Source organism: Streptomyces sp. NPDC088762 (assembly GCF_044750905.1).
Classification (GTDB): Bacteria; Actinomycetota; Actinomycetes; order Streptomycetales; family Streptomycetaceae; genus Streptomyces.
The window spans coordinates 124,326-138,262 of the sequence record NZ_JBIVKT010000010.1 but is presented as its reverse complement, the minus strand read 5'-3'; the positions used below and the strand labels follow the sequence as shown (position 1 = coordinate 138,262).

The 13,937-nt window shown below is 72.0% G+C and carries 14 protein-coding genes; 8 read left to right on the top strand and 6 right to left on the bottom strand.

Annotated elements, in window-relative coordinates; translation table 11 throughout:
- Positions 1–34: 34 nt before the first annotated feature.
- The 3 genes from ACIP5M_RS22575 to ACIP5M_RS22565 are packed head-to-tail and all read right to left on the bottom strand — an operon-like array spanning position 35 to position 2,962.
- Positions 35–976: a 3-oxoacyl-ACP reductase gene (locus ACIP5M_RS22575; protein WP_401199698.1), complete on the bottom strand. Its 942-nt coding sequence runs from the start codon at positions 974–976 to the stop codon at positions 35–37.
- Between the two features lie 33 nt (positions 977–1,009).
- Complete coding sequence (locus ACIP5M_RS22570) at positions 1,010–2,086, bottom strand: Zn-dependent alcohol dehydrogenase (RefSeq protein WP_401199696.1); 1,077 nt, start codon at positions 2,084–2,086, stop codon at positions 1,010–1,012.
- A 21-nt stretch (positions 2,087–2,107) separates the two neighbouring features.
- The gene (locus tag ACIP5M_RS22565) at positions 2,108–2,962 is read right to left on the bottom strand and encodes a MaoC/PaaZ C-terminal domain-containing protein (protein WP_401199694.1); all 855 of its coding nucleotides are present in this window, start codon (positions 2,960–2,962) and stop codon (positions 2,108–2,110) included.
- 225 nt (positions 2,963–3,187) lie between these two features.
- Here ACIP5M_RS22565 and ACIP5M_RS22560 point away from each other — a divergent pair, with 225 nt between their 5' ends.
- The 4 genes from ACIP5M_RS22560 to ACIP5M_RS22545 all read left to right on the top strand — a co-directional run bounded on the left by ACIP5M_RS22560 (position 3,188) and on the right by ACIP5M_RS22545 (position 5,110).
- Positions 3,188–3,541: a DNA-binding response regulator gene (locus ACIP5M_RS22560; protein ID WP_401199972.1), complete on the top strand. Its 354-nt coding sequence runs from the start codon at positions 3,188–3,190 to the stop codon at positions 3,539–3,541.
- A gap of 159 nt (positions 3,542–3,700) precedes the next feature.
- A complete protein-coding gene (locus ACIP5M_RS22555; protein ID WP_401199692.1) occupies positions 3,701–4,276 on the top strand; it encodes an RNA polymerase sigma factor in 576 nt (191 codons plus the stop codon).
- Positions 4,257–4,529: a hypothetical protein gene (locus ACIP5M_RS22550; RefSeq protein ID WP_401199690.1), complete on the top strand. Its 273-nt coding sequence runs from the start codon at positions 4,257–4,259 to the stop codon at positions 4,527–4,529. The genes ACIP5M_RS22555 and ACIP5M_RS22550 overlap by 20 nt, the downstream gene beginning before the upstream one ends.
- A 95-nt stretch (positions 4,530–4,624) precedes the next feature.
- Positions 4,625–5,110: a hypothetical protein gene (locus ACIP5M_RS22545; protein WP_401199689.1), complete on the top strand. Its 486-nt coding sequence runs from the start codon at positions 4,625–4,627 to the stop codon at positions 5,108–5,110.
- 42 nt (positions 5,111–5,152) lie between these two features.
- On the opposite strand, the gene ACIP5M_RS22540 is transcribed toward ACIP5M_RS22545, so the two are convergent.
- Entirely contained in the window at positions 5,153–6,340 is a 1,188-nt protein-coding gene (locus ACIP5M_RS22540) for a lipid-transfer protein (RefSeq protein ID WP_401199687.1), read from the bottom strand.
- A 12-nt stretch (positions 6,341–6,352) separates the two neighbouring features.
- Entirely contained in the window at positions 6,353–8,497 is a 2,145-nt protein-coding gene (locus tag ACIP5M_RS22535; protein WP_401199685.1) for an acyl-CoA dehydrogenase, read from the bottom strand.
- A gap of 276 nt (positions 8,498–8,773) precedes the next feature.
- Between ACIP5M_RS22535 and ACIP5M_RS22530 the strand changes: the two genes are divergently transcribed.
- Both ACIP5M_RS22530 and ACIP5M_RS22525 read left to right on the top strand, forming a co-directional pair.
- Entirely contained in the window at positions 8,774–9,151 is a 378-nt protein-coding gene (locus ACIP5M_RS22530; protein WP_401199683.1) for a peptidase inhibitor family I36 protein, read from the top strand.
- An 88-nt stretch (positions 9,152–9,239) separates the two neighbouring features.
- Positions 9,240–10,106: a hypothetical protein gene (locus ACIP5M_RS22525; RefSeq protein WP_401199681.1), complete on the top strand. Its 867-nt coding sequence runs from the start codon at positions 9,240–9,242 to the stop codon at positions 10,104–10,106.
- Between the two features lie 46 nt (positions 10,107–10,152).
- On the opposite strand, the gene ACIP5M_RS22520 is transcribed toward ACIP5M_RS22525, so the two are convergent.
- On the bottom strand, positions 10,153–11,868 hold the full coding sequence (locus ACIP5M_RS22520) for a protein kinase (RefSeq protein ID WP_401199679.1): 1,716 nt from the start codon (positions 11,866–11,868) through the stop codon (positions 10,153–10,155).
- 187 nt (positions 11,869–12,055) lie between these two features.
- Here ACIP5M_RS22520 and ACIP5M_RS22515 point away from each other — a divergent pair, with 187 nt between their 5' ends.
- Both ACIP5M_RS22515 and ACIP5M_RS22510 read left to right on the top strand, forming a co-directional pair.
- A complete protein-coding gene (locus ACIP5M_RS22515) occupies positions 12,056–12,703 on the top strand; it encodes a class I SAM-dependent methyltransferase (RefSeq protein WP_401199677.1) in 648 nt (215 codons plus the stop codon).
- A 190-nt stretch (positions 12,704–12,893) separates the two neighbouring features.
- Positions 12,894–13,838 (top strand): N-acetylmuramoyl-L-alanine amidase, encoded by a 945-nt coding sequence (locus tag ACIP5M_RS22510; RefSeq protein WP_401199675.1) that lies wholly within the window; start codon positions 12,894–12,896, stop codon positions 13,836–13,838.
- The last annotated feature ends 99 nt before the right edge of the window (positions 13,839–13,937 follow it).

Below are 13,937 nucleotides of genomic sequence, written 5' to 3'. Positions count from 1 at the left end.
CGGGCGGCCCGCCCGGGGCGGTCGGCGCGCGTACCTAGCCGTGCTTGAGGCCGAGGACCTCGGCGGCCGCGAAGGTTTCGTTCGCCGGGCGGGAGTCGTAGTGCGGGGTGAGCACCTCGTCCAGTTCCTCGAAGGAGAAGGCCTCCTTCGAGGTGTCGAACTTGGCCGCCACCTTGGGGCGTTCCATGACGACCACGATCCCGCCGTGCACGACGAACAGCTGCCCGTTGGCCTTGGCCGAGGCGGGTGAGGCCAGGTAGCCGACGAGCGGGGAGACGTGCTCGGGGGCCAGCGGGTCGAGCTTTCCCTCCTCCGGGACCTGGAAGCCGGCGAAGACGTCCTCGGTCATACGGGTGCGGGCGCGCGGGCAGATGGCGTTGGCCGTCACCCCGTACTTCGCGAGGGCCAGGGCGGTCGAGGTGGTCAGGCCCACGATGCCGCCCTTGGCGGCCGCGTAGTTCGGCTGGCCGGCCGAGCCGCCGAGGAAGGCCTCGGAGGAGGTGTTGATGATCCTTCCGTACACCGGGCCGCCCGCCGCCTTCGACCGCTCGCGCCAGTGCACGGAGGCGAAGTGGGTGGTGTTGAAGTGGCCCTTGAGGTGGACCCGGATGACCGAGTCCCACTCCGCCTCCGACATCGAGAAGACCATCCGGTCGCGCAGGATGCCCGCGTTGTTGACCAGGATGTCGAGCTTGCCGAAGCTGCTCACCGCCAGGTCGACCAGCTCGCGCGCCTGCTCGAAGTCGGCCACGTCGCCCAGGTGCGCGACGGCCCGGCCGCCCGCGGCGCGGATCTCGTCGGCCACTTCCTGCGCCGGTGCGGCCGAGGCCTCCCCGGAGCCGTCCCGTCCGGGTTGCCCGAAGTCGTTGACGACCACGCTCGCGCCGAGCCGCGCGAGCTCGATCGCCTCGGCCCGGCCGAGCCCGCGGCCCGCGCCCGTGACGATGGCGGAGAGTCCCTCAAGTGGCAGTGACATCCGTACGGTTCCCCTCGGATTCGGCAGAACGGGTCAGAGTTCGATGCAGGTGCGCAGGGCGACGCCCGTGCGCATCTGGTCGAGGGCGTCGTTGATCTCGGCCAGGTGCACCCGGTGGGTGATCAGGTTCGCCAGGTCGATCCGGCCGGCCCGCCACAGCGCGATGGTGCGCTCGTAGGAGCGGAGCACGTCCCCGCCGCCGTACATCGAGGGCAGGATCTTCTTCTCGTCGAAGAACAGCGAGAACATGTTGACCTGGAAGTTGTCGTCGAGGGCGCCCGCGCCGACCACGACGACCGAGCCGCCGCGCCGCGTCATCTCGTACGCCGTCCGGGCGGTCGCGGACTTGCCGACGACCTCGAAGACGTAGTCGAAGCCCTCGCCGGCCGTGATCCGGTTCTTGGCGTCGGCGAACTCCTCCGGGGAGACCGCCTCGGTGGCGCCGAACCGCAGCGCCGCCTCACGCCGCGAGGCCACCGGGTCCACGGCGATGATCTGCGCCGCGCCCTGGACCTTGGCGCCCTGGATGACGGATATGCCGACTCCGCCGCAGCCGATGACGGCGACCGAGGAACCGGCCTCCACCTTGGCGGTGTTGATGGCCGCGCCGAGTCCGGTGGTGACGCCGCAGCCGATGAGCGCCGCGATGTCGAAGGGCAGGTCGTCGGGGATGGGGATGGCGCACGCGGCGGGGACGACCATCTCCTCGGAGAAGGTGCCGGTGCCGGCGAAGCCGAAGATCTCGGTGCCGGCCCGCTTGAAGTTGGGGGTGGCGACGTTCCCGAAGGCCTCGAGGCACAGGTGTCCCTGGCCGCGCTTGCAGGAGGGGCAGTGCCCGCACGGCGGCAGCCAGCAGACGAGGACGCGGTCGCCGACCTGGTGGGTGGTGACCCCGTCGCCGATGTCCGTGATCACGCCGGAGCCCTCGTGGCCGGGGATGAACGGGGCGGGCTGGGGCAGGACGCCGCTCATCGCGGAGAGGTCGGAGTGGCACAGGCCGGTGGCCTTGATGCGGATCCTGACCTTGCCCGGGCCGAAGCCCACGGCCTCCATGTCGTCGACGACTTCGAGCTTGTCCTGGCCGATCTCGCTCTGCAGTGCTGCGCGCACGGTGCGGCTCCTTTGGGTGGATTACGCGTGTTCGACGACGGTGTCGGCGAGGACCGGCGCGTCGTCCCGTTCGACGGCGGTCACCGACGCGAGGACGCGGCCGGGCTCCTGCCACATCCGGATGCGCAGCGTCTCGCCCGGGAAGACGATCCCGGCGAACCGCGTGCGGTAGGCGCGGACCCGGGACACGTCCCCGCCGAGGGCGGTGTCGACGACGGCCTTGAGGGTCATCCCGTACGAGCACAGGCCGTGCAGGATCGGCTTGTCGAAGCCGGCCAGCTTGGCGAACTCGGGGTCGGCGTGCAGCGGGTTCCAGTCGCCGGAGAGGCGGTAGAGGAGTCCCTGGTCCTCGCGGATGTGCCGTTCCTCGGTGCGGTCGGGGGCGCGCTCGGGCAGTTCCTCCCGGACGGAGGGGCCGCGGTCGCCGCCGAATCCGCCCTCTCCCCGTACGAAGATCTGCGCGTCGCTGGTCCACAGCGGCCCGTCGGCGTCCGCGACCTCGGAGCGCAGCACGATGACGGCCGCCTTGCCCTTGTCGTAGACGGCGGCGACCTTGGAGCTGGAGGTGGCCTGCCCCTTGACGGGGATGGGCCGGTGCAGCTCGATGGAGTGGCCGCCGTGCAGGACGGCGGCGAGGTTGACGTCGATCCCGGGCGCGGAGAGGCCGCCCAGCATGGCCATGCCGGCGCCGGCGACGGTCGCGAAGCTGGGGAGGACGTGGAGTTTGGACTCCAGGGTGTAGCGCAGCTCGTCGGGGTCGGTCGCCGGGAGTCCGGCGCCGAGGCCGAGGTGGTAGAGCTGGATGTCCTTGTGGTCCCAGCGGATGTCCCCCTGACGGGGGTCGGCGGCGAGGGCCCTGGCGGCATCGATCGGCATGAAGATGCTGCTCCTCTGGATCTCTGGATCTCTCTGGTTCTCTGGAAGACCTCGGTGCGGCCGTCCGCACCGTCGGCCGCACCGAGGTCGTATGCGGGCCGGACTGTGGGAGCGTTCCTTTTAGAACGCGTTCTAGGTCCGGCCGGTGAGGGAATGTATAACGCACGCCCCCGCAGTTGGGAAGACTCCTGACTTCACGTCAGATAGGCTCTGGCCGTGGAAGAAATGCCCGTGGAACACCGCCAGGCCCGCGCCCTGCGCGTCCTGCTGGATCCGCAGAACCCGGCCCTGGCGCTCCAGCTCGGCCTCCAGCCGGACATCGAGGTCGTACGGGACCTGACGGCGCGGCCGGTGGTGGCCCTGGTGGAGGAGGTCGCCTCCGTGCAGGCCGTGCTGGCGGAGGATCCCGAGTGCCGGGTCCTGGTCCTGACGGGCTCCGCGCATCCGGGGCTGCCGGCCGCCTCGCTGGGCGCCGGCGCGGCGGGGCTGGTGCTGCGCGACGGGCCGGTCGAGGACCTGGCGGACGCGATCCGCCGGGCGTCGATGGGGGAGACGGTGATCGACCCGAGCCTGGGGTGAATCCTTTTCCGGCGACCCGGTCTCTTATGGGTGTACCGACGACAACGTCGGTACACCGTGACCTGGAGGTTGTCGTGATCGCTCTCATCGCCGGTGCCGCCGCGCTCGTACTGCTCTGCACGTGCACGTTCTTCGTCCTGCGCAAGCGGGGTCGGGCTCGTGGCTGACACGACCTGGCCGGGCGAGACGCTGATCGCCGCCGCGCAGTGCGGCGACGTCGACTCGATCACCGCGTTGGTGTCCGGATCTCATCCGCACGTACGCCGCTTCGCCCACACGCTGTGCGCCTCACCCGAAGACGCCGAGGACGCGGCCCAGGAGGCGCTGATCATCCTGTACCGCAAGATCGGGATGCTGAGGGCCTCGGGCGCACTGGCGTCATGGATGTTCCGCATCGTCCGCAACGAGTGCCTGCGGCGCGCCCGGTCGGCGATACCGCGGGGCTCGGAGCAGCTGCCGGACGGCGCCGTGATGTCCGCCGAGGACGAGGTGGTGCTCCGCCTGGAAGCGGCCCGGGTGGCGAAAGCGGTGGCCGCCCTGCCCGCCGACCAGCGGAACGTGCTGATCATGCGGGACATCCAGGGCCTCAGCGGACGCATGACCGCCGATGCGCTCGGGATTCGCACCGCCGCGATGAAGTCCCGGCTGCACCGGGCCCGCGCAGCCGTCCAGCTCGCGCTGCGGAACACACCCGAACCGGCTCCAGGAGGCAACCGTGAAGACGACGATGACTGACGGCCGCGACTTCGCCAGCGCCTCCCTGCCCCGGCACCTGGTGCGCGGCGCGATCGGATTCGGTTCGCTGATCGGTGCCTTCGCCCTCCTTCCGGTCGTGGGAGTGGGCAGTCTGCTGTTGGCTCCGGTCGGTGTGGTCGCGCTGCGCGGGTGCCCGATGTGCTGGGCCGTCGGGCTGGCGCAGACCCTTTCCCGTGGCCGGCTGAAGCGCGAGTGCGTGGACGGCCGGTGCGAGCTTGTGCGGGGACAGTGATCTCCCTGGGTAGTGTCGTCAAAGTGGCGCCGGCCGCCCGAAGGGCGGGGCCTCCGGCCAGGCGGGACTTTGACGACACGACCTAGGTTGATCCGATGGGCATATTCGACAAGCTGACCGGTACGCGGCGTCCCGTCGGCGGTGTCAGACCGCTGCCCGCAGCGGAGGTCCGGGCCGCGTTGCTCGCGCTCGACGGGCCGGACGCCCCGTTCGTCCTGCGCGACGGCACCCCGAAGGAGGCCGCCGACCTGGTGGCGGTGTGGCGCATCCCGCCGGGCCCCTGGCATCCGCGCCGCGGCCAGACCCGCCTGCGCCTGGTCCCGGCCGCCCGCGAGGTCCGCACCCTCGACGAGAAGTGGGAGGCCTTGGAACCGGGGGAGGTCTCCTTCAACGGCACGGGCCTCGCGTACTCCCGCGGCCCCCTGACCACGGTCTCCAAGCAGTGGACCCTCGAACGCGGCCCCGACGGCCGCCGCCGCCTGCAGGAGACCTCCGCCTTCAGCTCCGCCCGGGTCACGTCCCCTCTCCGCGACACGGTCCTGGCGGCGGGCTGGACCTGGCGCGGGGTCTTCCGGTGGTGACGGCCGGGTCCAGCCCCACCGCACCGGCTGCCCCGCCGGGGCCTACTTCCGCAGCAGCGTGACCACCGCCGCGCCGCCGAGGCCGATGTTGTGGGCCAGGCCCACCCTCGCGCCGGCGACCTGGCGCGGACCGGCTTCCCCCCGCAGCTGCCAGACCAGTTCGGCCGCCTGGGCCAGGCCCGTCGCGCCCAGCGGGTGGCCCTTCGAGATCAGACCCCCGGAGGGGTTCACCACCCAGCGGCCGCCGTACGTCGTGGCCCCGGATTCCACCAGCTTCCCGGCGGCGCCGTCCTCGCACATGCCGAGCGCCTCGTACGTCAGCAGTTCGTTGATCGAGAAACAGTCGTGCAGTTCGATCACGTCGACGTCCTCGATGCCCAGCCCCGACGCCTCGAAGACCTGCCGGCCCGCCGCCGCCGTCATCGGCTTGCCGACCACGTCGATGCACGAGCCCGACGAGAAGGACGCTTCCGTGTCCGTCGTCATGGACTGCGCGATGATCTCCACCGCCTTGTCGTGCAGTCCGTGCCGCACCACGAACCGCTCGGAGACGACGAGCGCGGCCGCCGCCCCGTCGGACGTCGGGGAGCACTGGAGCTTCGTGAGCGGCGCGTGGATCTCCTTCGCCGCCAGGATCTCCTCCACCGTGTACACGTCCTGGAACTGCGCGTTCGGGTTGTCCGCCGAGTGCCGGTGGTTCTTCGCGCCCACCGCCGCGAGCTGCGCGGCCGTGGTCCCGTACCGCTCCATGTGCTCGCGCGCCGCGTTGCCGAAGATCTGCGCGGTGGGCGGGGACATCTCGAAGCCGTGCCCGGCGGCCATGATCCCGTAGTGGCGGGCCACCGGAGACGTCTTGAAGTCACCCCCGTCGGCCCCGCCGCCCAGCGCGCCCCGCTTCATCTTCTCGAAGCCGAGCGCCAGCACGCAGTCGTTGATGCCGCCCTCGACGAACTGCCGCGCCATCATCAGCGCCGTCGACCCGGTCGCGCAGTTGTTGTTCACGTTGTAGACCGGGACCCCGGACAGGCCCAGTTCGTACGCCGCCCGCTGGCCGGCCGTGGAGGCCTGAAAGCAGTAGCCCACCGGCACCTGTTCGACGAGCCCGTAGTCCACTCCCGCGTCCGCGAGCGCCGCGGAACCGGCCTCCTTCGCCATGTCCCAGTACTGCCAGTCCCGCGACTCCGGCTTCTCGAACTTCGTCATGCCGACGCCCACGATGTACGACTTCATCACTGATGCCCTTCAGTCCCTCGGGAGGCCGAGAATCCGCTCGGCGACGACGTTGAGCTGGACCTGCGTGGTGCCCCCGGCGATGGTCAGGCAGCGGGACATGAGCATCCCGTGCACCGCCCGCTCCCCCGCCCCCTCCCGCACCGCGCCCGCCGGTCCCAGCAGTTCGAGCGCGAGCTCGGCGGTCCGCTGCTGGTGCGGGGTCTGGACGAGTTTGCGTACGGACGCGCCCGCGCCCGGCTCCAGCCCCGACACCTGCTGGAGCGTGGTGCGCAGCCCGATGCACGCCAGCGCGTGCGCCTCGGCGGTGAGCGCCCCGATGCGCGCCCGGTACGCGCCGTCCAGATCGGCGGAGCGGGCGAGGAGGGCTTCGAGGCCGGTGTCGAAGGTCATCTGGTCGGCCATGTGGACGCGCTCGTTGCCGAGGGTGTTGCGGGCCACCTTCCAGCCGCCGTCGGGCGCCCCGACCAGGGCGTCCGCCGGGAGCGGCGCGTCGTCGAACCAGACCTCGTTGAAGAGGGCCTCCCCGGTGATCTCCTTCAGCGGCCGGATGTCGATGCCGGGGGTGTTCTTCATGTCGACGACGAAGTAGCCGAGTCCCTTGTGCTTGGGGGCGGCGGGGTCGGTGCGGGCCAGCAGGATCCCGTAGTCGGCGCTGTGGGCGGAACTCGTCCACACCTTCTGTCCGTTGACCTTCCAGGAGCCGTCCGCCGCGCGCTCCGCCCTGGTCCGCAGCGAGGCCAGGTCCGAGCCCGCCCCCGGTTCGGAGAAGAGCTGGCACCAGGTGACGTCCCCGCGCAGGGTCGGCAGGACGTACGCCTCCCGCTGCGCGTCCGTCCCGTAGGCGATCAGCGAGGGCACGACCCAGGTGGCGATCCCGAGGTCGGCGATCTTGACCCCGGCCCGCCGCAGCTCCTGCTGGACGACGAGCTGTTCGACCGGTCCGGCGCCGAGGCCGTAGGGGGGTGGCAGGTAGGGGGCCGCGTAGCCGGTGGGGGCCAGGATCCGCCGGGCGGCGGCCGGGTCCAGCCCGCGGGCGTCCTCGATCGCGTCACGGGCCTTCGCGCGGTGGGTCTCGGCTGCCCGCAGGCTCTCGGGGGGCAGCTCCAGGCGCAGTTCGCGACGGGCGCCGGCCGCCGCGAGCCGCACGGCCCGTACGCGGTGCCCGTCGCCGGGTCCCAGCAGCTGCCGGGCGACCAGGGCCCTGCGCAGGTGGATGTGGGCGTCGTGCTCCCAGGTGAAGCCGATGCCGCCGAGGATCTGGATGCAGTCCTTGGCGCAGGAGTAGGCGGCGTCCAGGGCGGCGCCGGCGGCGAGCGCGGCGACCAGCGAGCGCACCTCGGCGGGCTCGTCCATGGCCTGGGCGGCGTCCCAGGCCAGCGCGCGGGCCTGCTCCAGCCGGACCAGCATGTCGGCGCACAGGTGCTTGACGCCCTGGAACTGCCCGATGGGCCGCCCGAACTGCTCGCGCACCTTGGCGTACTCGGCGGCGGCGTGCAGGGCCCAGGCGGCGGTGCCGCAGGCGTCGGCGGCGAAGAGGGTGCAGGCCAGGTCCCGGACCAGGGCGGCGTCCAGCTCCAGCAGCCGGCCGGGCGCCACGGTGACAGCGCGGGCCCGCACCTCGGCGGTGGGGCGGGTGGGGTCGGCGCTCTCCTGCGTACGGATGTCCAGGACGGCGGCGTCCACGGCGAACCAGCGGGTGCCGTGCGCGGCCTCCGCGGCGAGCAGTACGAGGTCGGCCTCGCCGGCGCCGAGCACCGGCGGCGCGACCCCGTCCAGCAGGTGTCCGCCGCCCTCGACGGCGACGGCGGTCAGCGTCCCGGGCCCCAGCGCGACGGCCCCGACCCGGCCGTCGAGCGGTTCGACCCCGGCCCGGTCCAGCAGTACGGAGGCCAGCGCGCTCGGCAGGTACGCGCCGGGCAGCGCGGCCCGGCCCGCCTCCTCGACGACGACGGCCAGATCCAGGAGGGTCCCGCCCTCCCGGTGCGGCTCCAGCAGCCCCTGCGCGGTCATCGCGTCCCAGTAGGCGGGCCGCGTGCCGGTCTGCGGCGGGGTGTCGAGGAGCTTGCGCACCTCCTCGGGCGGCACGGCGCGCGCCACCCAGCCGCGCACGGCCTCGGCCAACTCCCGCTGTTCCTGCGTGATTCCGATGCCCATGCGCGGCAGAGTAGAACACGTTCCAATCTGACGGAAGGTCAGATGAGGTGCGAGTCGGGAGACCGGCGGCGGGAAGTCCACAGGAGGCCCGCGATCGCCCCAACTCGGCGTTTTGTGCACGTTGTTGAAGATCCATCAACCGCCTACGATGCCTGGCATGGACACGGCTGGGTTGGATCGGAGCGTGCCGCATTCGGGAAGCTGAATCACGATTCCTTCCCGTCGCACCCGATGTGACGCCGGCAAGACCAACACCACTACGTAGGGGGATGGACCATGCGCATGAAGCGGACCCTGACACTGTTGCTCGCCGCAGCCGGCGTCACGCTCGGAATGGCCACTCCGGCCAACGCATATGAATGCCCGACCGGCTTTTTCTGCCTCTACTACAACTCCAACCAGGCCGGCGCCCGCTGGTTCACGGACACCGATTACCCCAACCTCGCGGGGGAAGTGTTCACCACGTGGGCCAATGGTGAGGGCGAGCCGGTGAAGAACAATGCCGCGTCCTCCCAGAACGCCTCGAACTACTGCTACCGGGTCTACTACAACTCGTACTACGCCGGTCCCTACGACACCGTTCAGGCGCACACGTCCCGGAACCTCGCGAACACGTACAACAACAACGCTTCCGTCCGAGACCTGATCTGCTGAGCACCGACGACCAGACCGGAGAAGGGTGTTCTGCAACCGTGACCGCGGCTGCAGAACGCCCTTCCTTGCTTACCCGTAGAGGAATCCAGTGAACCCGACCACCCCTTCTTCCAGAGCGTGTGCCGGTATCGCGGTGTTTTTGCTCCCGCTCCTGTCCGCATGCTCGGCCGGCGACACCGCCCCCGGTGAAACCCCGGGCCGGACCGGGGTGCGCCAGGTCAACGACAGCAAGGCCCTCAGGCTGCCCCTGGACGATTACCTGCTGACGACGGACGACGCGCAGGCACTGGCCCGGGGGCGCGCCTCCCTCATGCAGCGGTGCCTTGCCGGACTGGGCGCCACATACACCCCTGCAGCGCAGCCGAGCACCGACATCGAAACGAACGAGCGGCGTTACGGCCTGGCCGATGCGGAGCTCGCGAAACAACACGGGTACCACGTGCCCGACATGCAGAAACCGGCCGAAGAGTATCCGGCCGCGATCATGCCGCTCGTGAGGGGTGAAGAAACCACCCACAACGGCGTACCCGTACCGGAGGGCGGGTGTGCGGGAGAGGCGCAGAGAGAACTTCACGAGGTCGAACTGCAGAAAGCCCTGGAACTTCCCCAAAAGCTCAACATGGAAAGCTACGTGAAGTCACAGAAGGCGCCTGCGGTGGTGAAGGCGAGCGAGGCGTGGTCGAAGTGCATGCAAGGGTCCGGGCACACGTACCCCGACCCCCTCGCCGCGATAAACGACAAGGAATTCAGCGCCGCGACACCCGGGACCCGCGAGAAGGAAGTGGCGCTCGCCGACGTGCTGTGCAAGCAGAAGGTGAACCTGATCGGCATATGGTCCGGTGCCGAGAACGAATACCAGCGGTTCTTGATCGAGTCGAATGCGAGCGTTTTGGCGGAGCCGTTGCTCGCCAAGCAGAAGACCATGGCGAGCGCGAGGGCGGCGATCCGGCAGTAGGACGGCTGCTGCCCCGCCAGACCCGCGCAGGCCCGCTCAGGCCCGCTCAGCGCGTGGCGGCCTTCAGCGCGGCACGGGCCACCTCCTTCGCCTTCGTCTCGCAGGCCCCCTTGGCGTAGGGCTTCGCCCGGAGGCCCACCCAGACCGAGAGATTGCCGTCGCGGACGGCGAGGACACAGGTCCAGTCGGTGCCGACCGGGAGGTATCCCCAGTAGGCCTCGGTGCCGAAGGTGAGGTTGCGCGCCTCGCGCTGACCGGCCGCTTCCAGGTGGAAACGGTCCTGCCGGGTGGCCGCGTTGGCCGCCGCGTCCCCGCCGAGGCTGAGTTCCCACTGGACCAGTGCCGCCGGCGCCTCGGCGGTCGGGCGCCCGGCCCAGTTGCAGCCCGAGCGCACTCCCTCGGCCGTCTCGGACCAGGTGTCGAGGGTCGACTGCTGCCCCTCCAGCGGCAGTTCCTTGTGCGCCACCTGACAGCTCGGTACGGCCGTGTAGGCGACGGGAGCCACGCCCCGGTCCCGGTCCCGGTCCCGTACGTACAGTGCGCCCCCGGTACCGGCCGCGACGAGGAGTCCGGCCACCGCGAGGGCACCGATCCGGCGCGAACCGCGCCACGGGCTGCGTTCCGGCGCCGCCGGCGCGGTGGCCCCGGGGCGGGAGCCGGGCGCATCCGGCCCGGCCGGGGGAAAGACCGGCCCCGCCGGGAGTGACTCCGGCTCCGCCGGCGTTCGAGGCGTCACCGGGGACGACTCCGGCTCCGCCGGCGTTCGAGGCGCCGGGGGTCCCCCCAGCAGGAGCCGGGGGTCGGCCGCCGGCAGCGGCGCCGCCGGGGCGTCCTGCGGGACGGCTCGCGCCTCCGGCTCGGCCCGCCCGTCCAGCAGCCGGTCGATGTCCCCGCGCTGCGCCGCGATCATCGCGTAAACAGCGGGCGGCCACTGCCGCCCCGTCGGCGCCACCGGCCCGATCAGTTCGCGCAACCGCGCCGGAGTCGGCCGGGCGGCCGGGTCCTTGGCCAGGCAGCTCGCGACGACCTCCCGCAGCCCCGCCGGGACCCCGCTCAGATCGGGCTCGGCGTGCACCACGTCGTAGAGGGTCCGCAGGGTGGAGGATCCGGCGAACGGGCTGCGACCGGTCATCGCCATGGCCAGCACCGATCCGAGGGAGAACACGTCGCTGGCGGGCGTCAGCGGCTTGCCTTCGGCCTGCTCGGGCGACATGTACGCCGGCGAGCCGACGACGAAACCGGTCCGCGTCAGCCCGGTGTCCCCGTCCGCTTCCCCCTCCGTAGCCCGGGCGATCCCGAGGTCGATGACCCGTACGCCGTCCTCGGCGAGCAGCACGTTGGCGGGCTTGAGGTCCCGGTGGACGAGGCCGGCCCGGTGGATCTCCGCCAGGGCCGACGCCAGCCCGGCCGCGAGACGCCGTACGACGTCCTCCGGCAGCACCCCGACCGCCTCGACGACGGCGCCCATGGACGGCCCCGCCACGAACACCGAGGCCAGCCAGGGCGTGGCCGCGTCCGCGTCGGCGTCGATCACCGCCGCCGTGTAGGCGCCGGACACCTTGCGGGAGGCCGCGACCTCACGCCGGAACCGGGCCCGGAAGCCCTCGTCGTCGGCGAAGTGCGCGAGTACCTGTTTGACGGCGACGAGCCGCCCGTCCGGCCCCGCGGCCAGCAGCACCCGCCCCATACCGCCCTGCCCCAGCACGCCGAGCACGTCGAACGGCCCCACGCGCTTGGGTCCCGACGGCCCCACGTCTTCCATACGCCCCCCGTCCCCTCCCCCGGTACGGGGACGGATCATACCGAGCGGGCCGCCACGAGGGCCGTGAATGCGGAGGGGCCGACGGCGAAGGCGGACGGACGGGCGGGCGGAACCCACCCTGGACCCCTACCGGGCGGTAGGGCAGCATGGGGCCCGCCCACACCCCCGTTCCACCGCCGGAGACACCATGGCCGCCACGCCCAAGCCGGAGACCCTCGCCGCATTCGAGGCCGCCAAGGGGTTCATGCCCGTACGGGAGGGCCTCGCCCTCTACGAGGCGGCGGCGGCCGCGGCCGCGCTCGGGCTGCCGCTGCTGGAGGTCGGGACGTACTGCGGCCGCTCCACGATCCTGCTCGCCGACGCCGCCCGCGAGGCCGGGGTGGCGGCCGTCACCGTCGACCACCACCGGGGCAGCGAGGAGCAGCAGCCGGGCTGGGAGTATCACGACCCGACCGTCGTGGACCCCGAGATCGGCCTGATGGACACGCTGCCCACCTTCCGCCGCACCCTGCACCGGGCCGGCCTCGAGGACCACGTGATCGCGATCGTGGGGCGCTCCCCGCAGGTCGCCGCCGCCTGGGGCGGCCCGCTCGGCCTGGTCTTCATCGACGGCGGCCACACCGACGAGCATGCCACCGGCGACTACGAGGGCTGGGCCCCGCACATCGCCCCCGGCGGGACCCTCGTCATCCACGACGTGTTCCCGGATCCGGCCGACGGCGGCCAGGCCCCGTACCGGATCTACCTGCGGGCGCTGGCCTCCGGCGCCTTCGAGGAGGTCTCGGTGACCGACTCCCTGCGGGTGCTGCGCCGCACGTCCGACGGCCGTCCGTAGTACCCGCACGCGGGCTCCCAGACGGCCGACATCCAGCCCCGCCGGCGTTTGAGGCGCGGGATCCGGGGCGGAGCCCCGGCAGCGGCCCGCAGTGAAGGCAACAACCCCGACGTATATCCGATAAGCACACCACGCCCCCGGATGGCCCACGGTCCGTACCCTCCGGGGGCCCTCGGTCTAGCATCGCGGCGTGCGCAACGACGACAGCCCCCCACGTCCCGAAGCCGCCGCGTCGGCCGGACCGGACCACCGGCCCTGGTTCACGCGCCGCTCCACCCTCGTCATCGCGGTCGCCGCGCTGGCGCCGACCGCCCTGGCCGGCTGGGTCCTCACCCAGGTGCTGACCGGGGCGGGACCGGACGGCCGCGACGCGAAGCCGGCGGCCGCCGCGAGCGCCGCCCCGGCCGCCCCCGCGTCCGCCCCCGCCACGCCCACGCCCGACGCGGCCCCCGCCAAGGGCCCGCTCACCGGTCGGACCGTCGTCATCGACCCCGGCCACAACACGGGCAACTTCGACCACACCGACGAGATCGAGCGGCAGGTGGACATCGGCACGAACCGCAAGGAGTGCGACACCACCGGCACCACCACGAACTCCGGCTACATGGAGGCGGAGTTCACCATGGACGTGTCCGTGCGCGCACGGGCCCTCCTGGAGGCGAAGGGCCTGAAGGTGGTCCTCACCCACGAGGCCGCCGACCGCGCCTGGGGCCCGTGCATCGACGAGCGCGCCCGTATCGGCAACGAGGCGAAGGCCGACGCCGTCGTCTCCGTCCACGCCGACGGCGTCTCCGCGGGCAACCGCGGCTTCCACATCATCCTCCCCGCCGAGGTCAAGGAGGGCGCCGCCGACACCGCGGCCATCGTCGGACCCTCCCGGCGGCTCGGGGAGCGGATCGCCGGGAACTTCGCCCGGACCACCGGTTCGTCCCCCGCCAACTACCTCGGCAGCGGTACCGGATTGGTCATCCGCGACGACCTCGGCGGACTGAACCTGTCAACTCGGCCCAAGGTCTTCATCGAATGCGGCAACATGCGTGACGCCAAGGACGCGGCGCAGCTGACGAGTCCGGAGTGGAGGCAGAAGGCGGCCCAGGGCATCGCGGACGGCATCGTCGGCTTCCTCGGCGGGTAGTCCAAGCGGGAGTCCCGCCGGGACTCCCGGTGGGACCGCCCGACGCCCCGATCCTCTCGGCCGCCGGAGACCTCCGTACCATGGTGCCGCCCGCCCCGC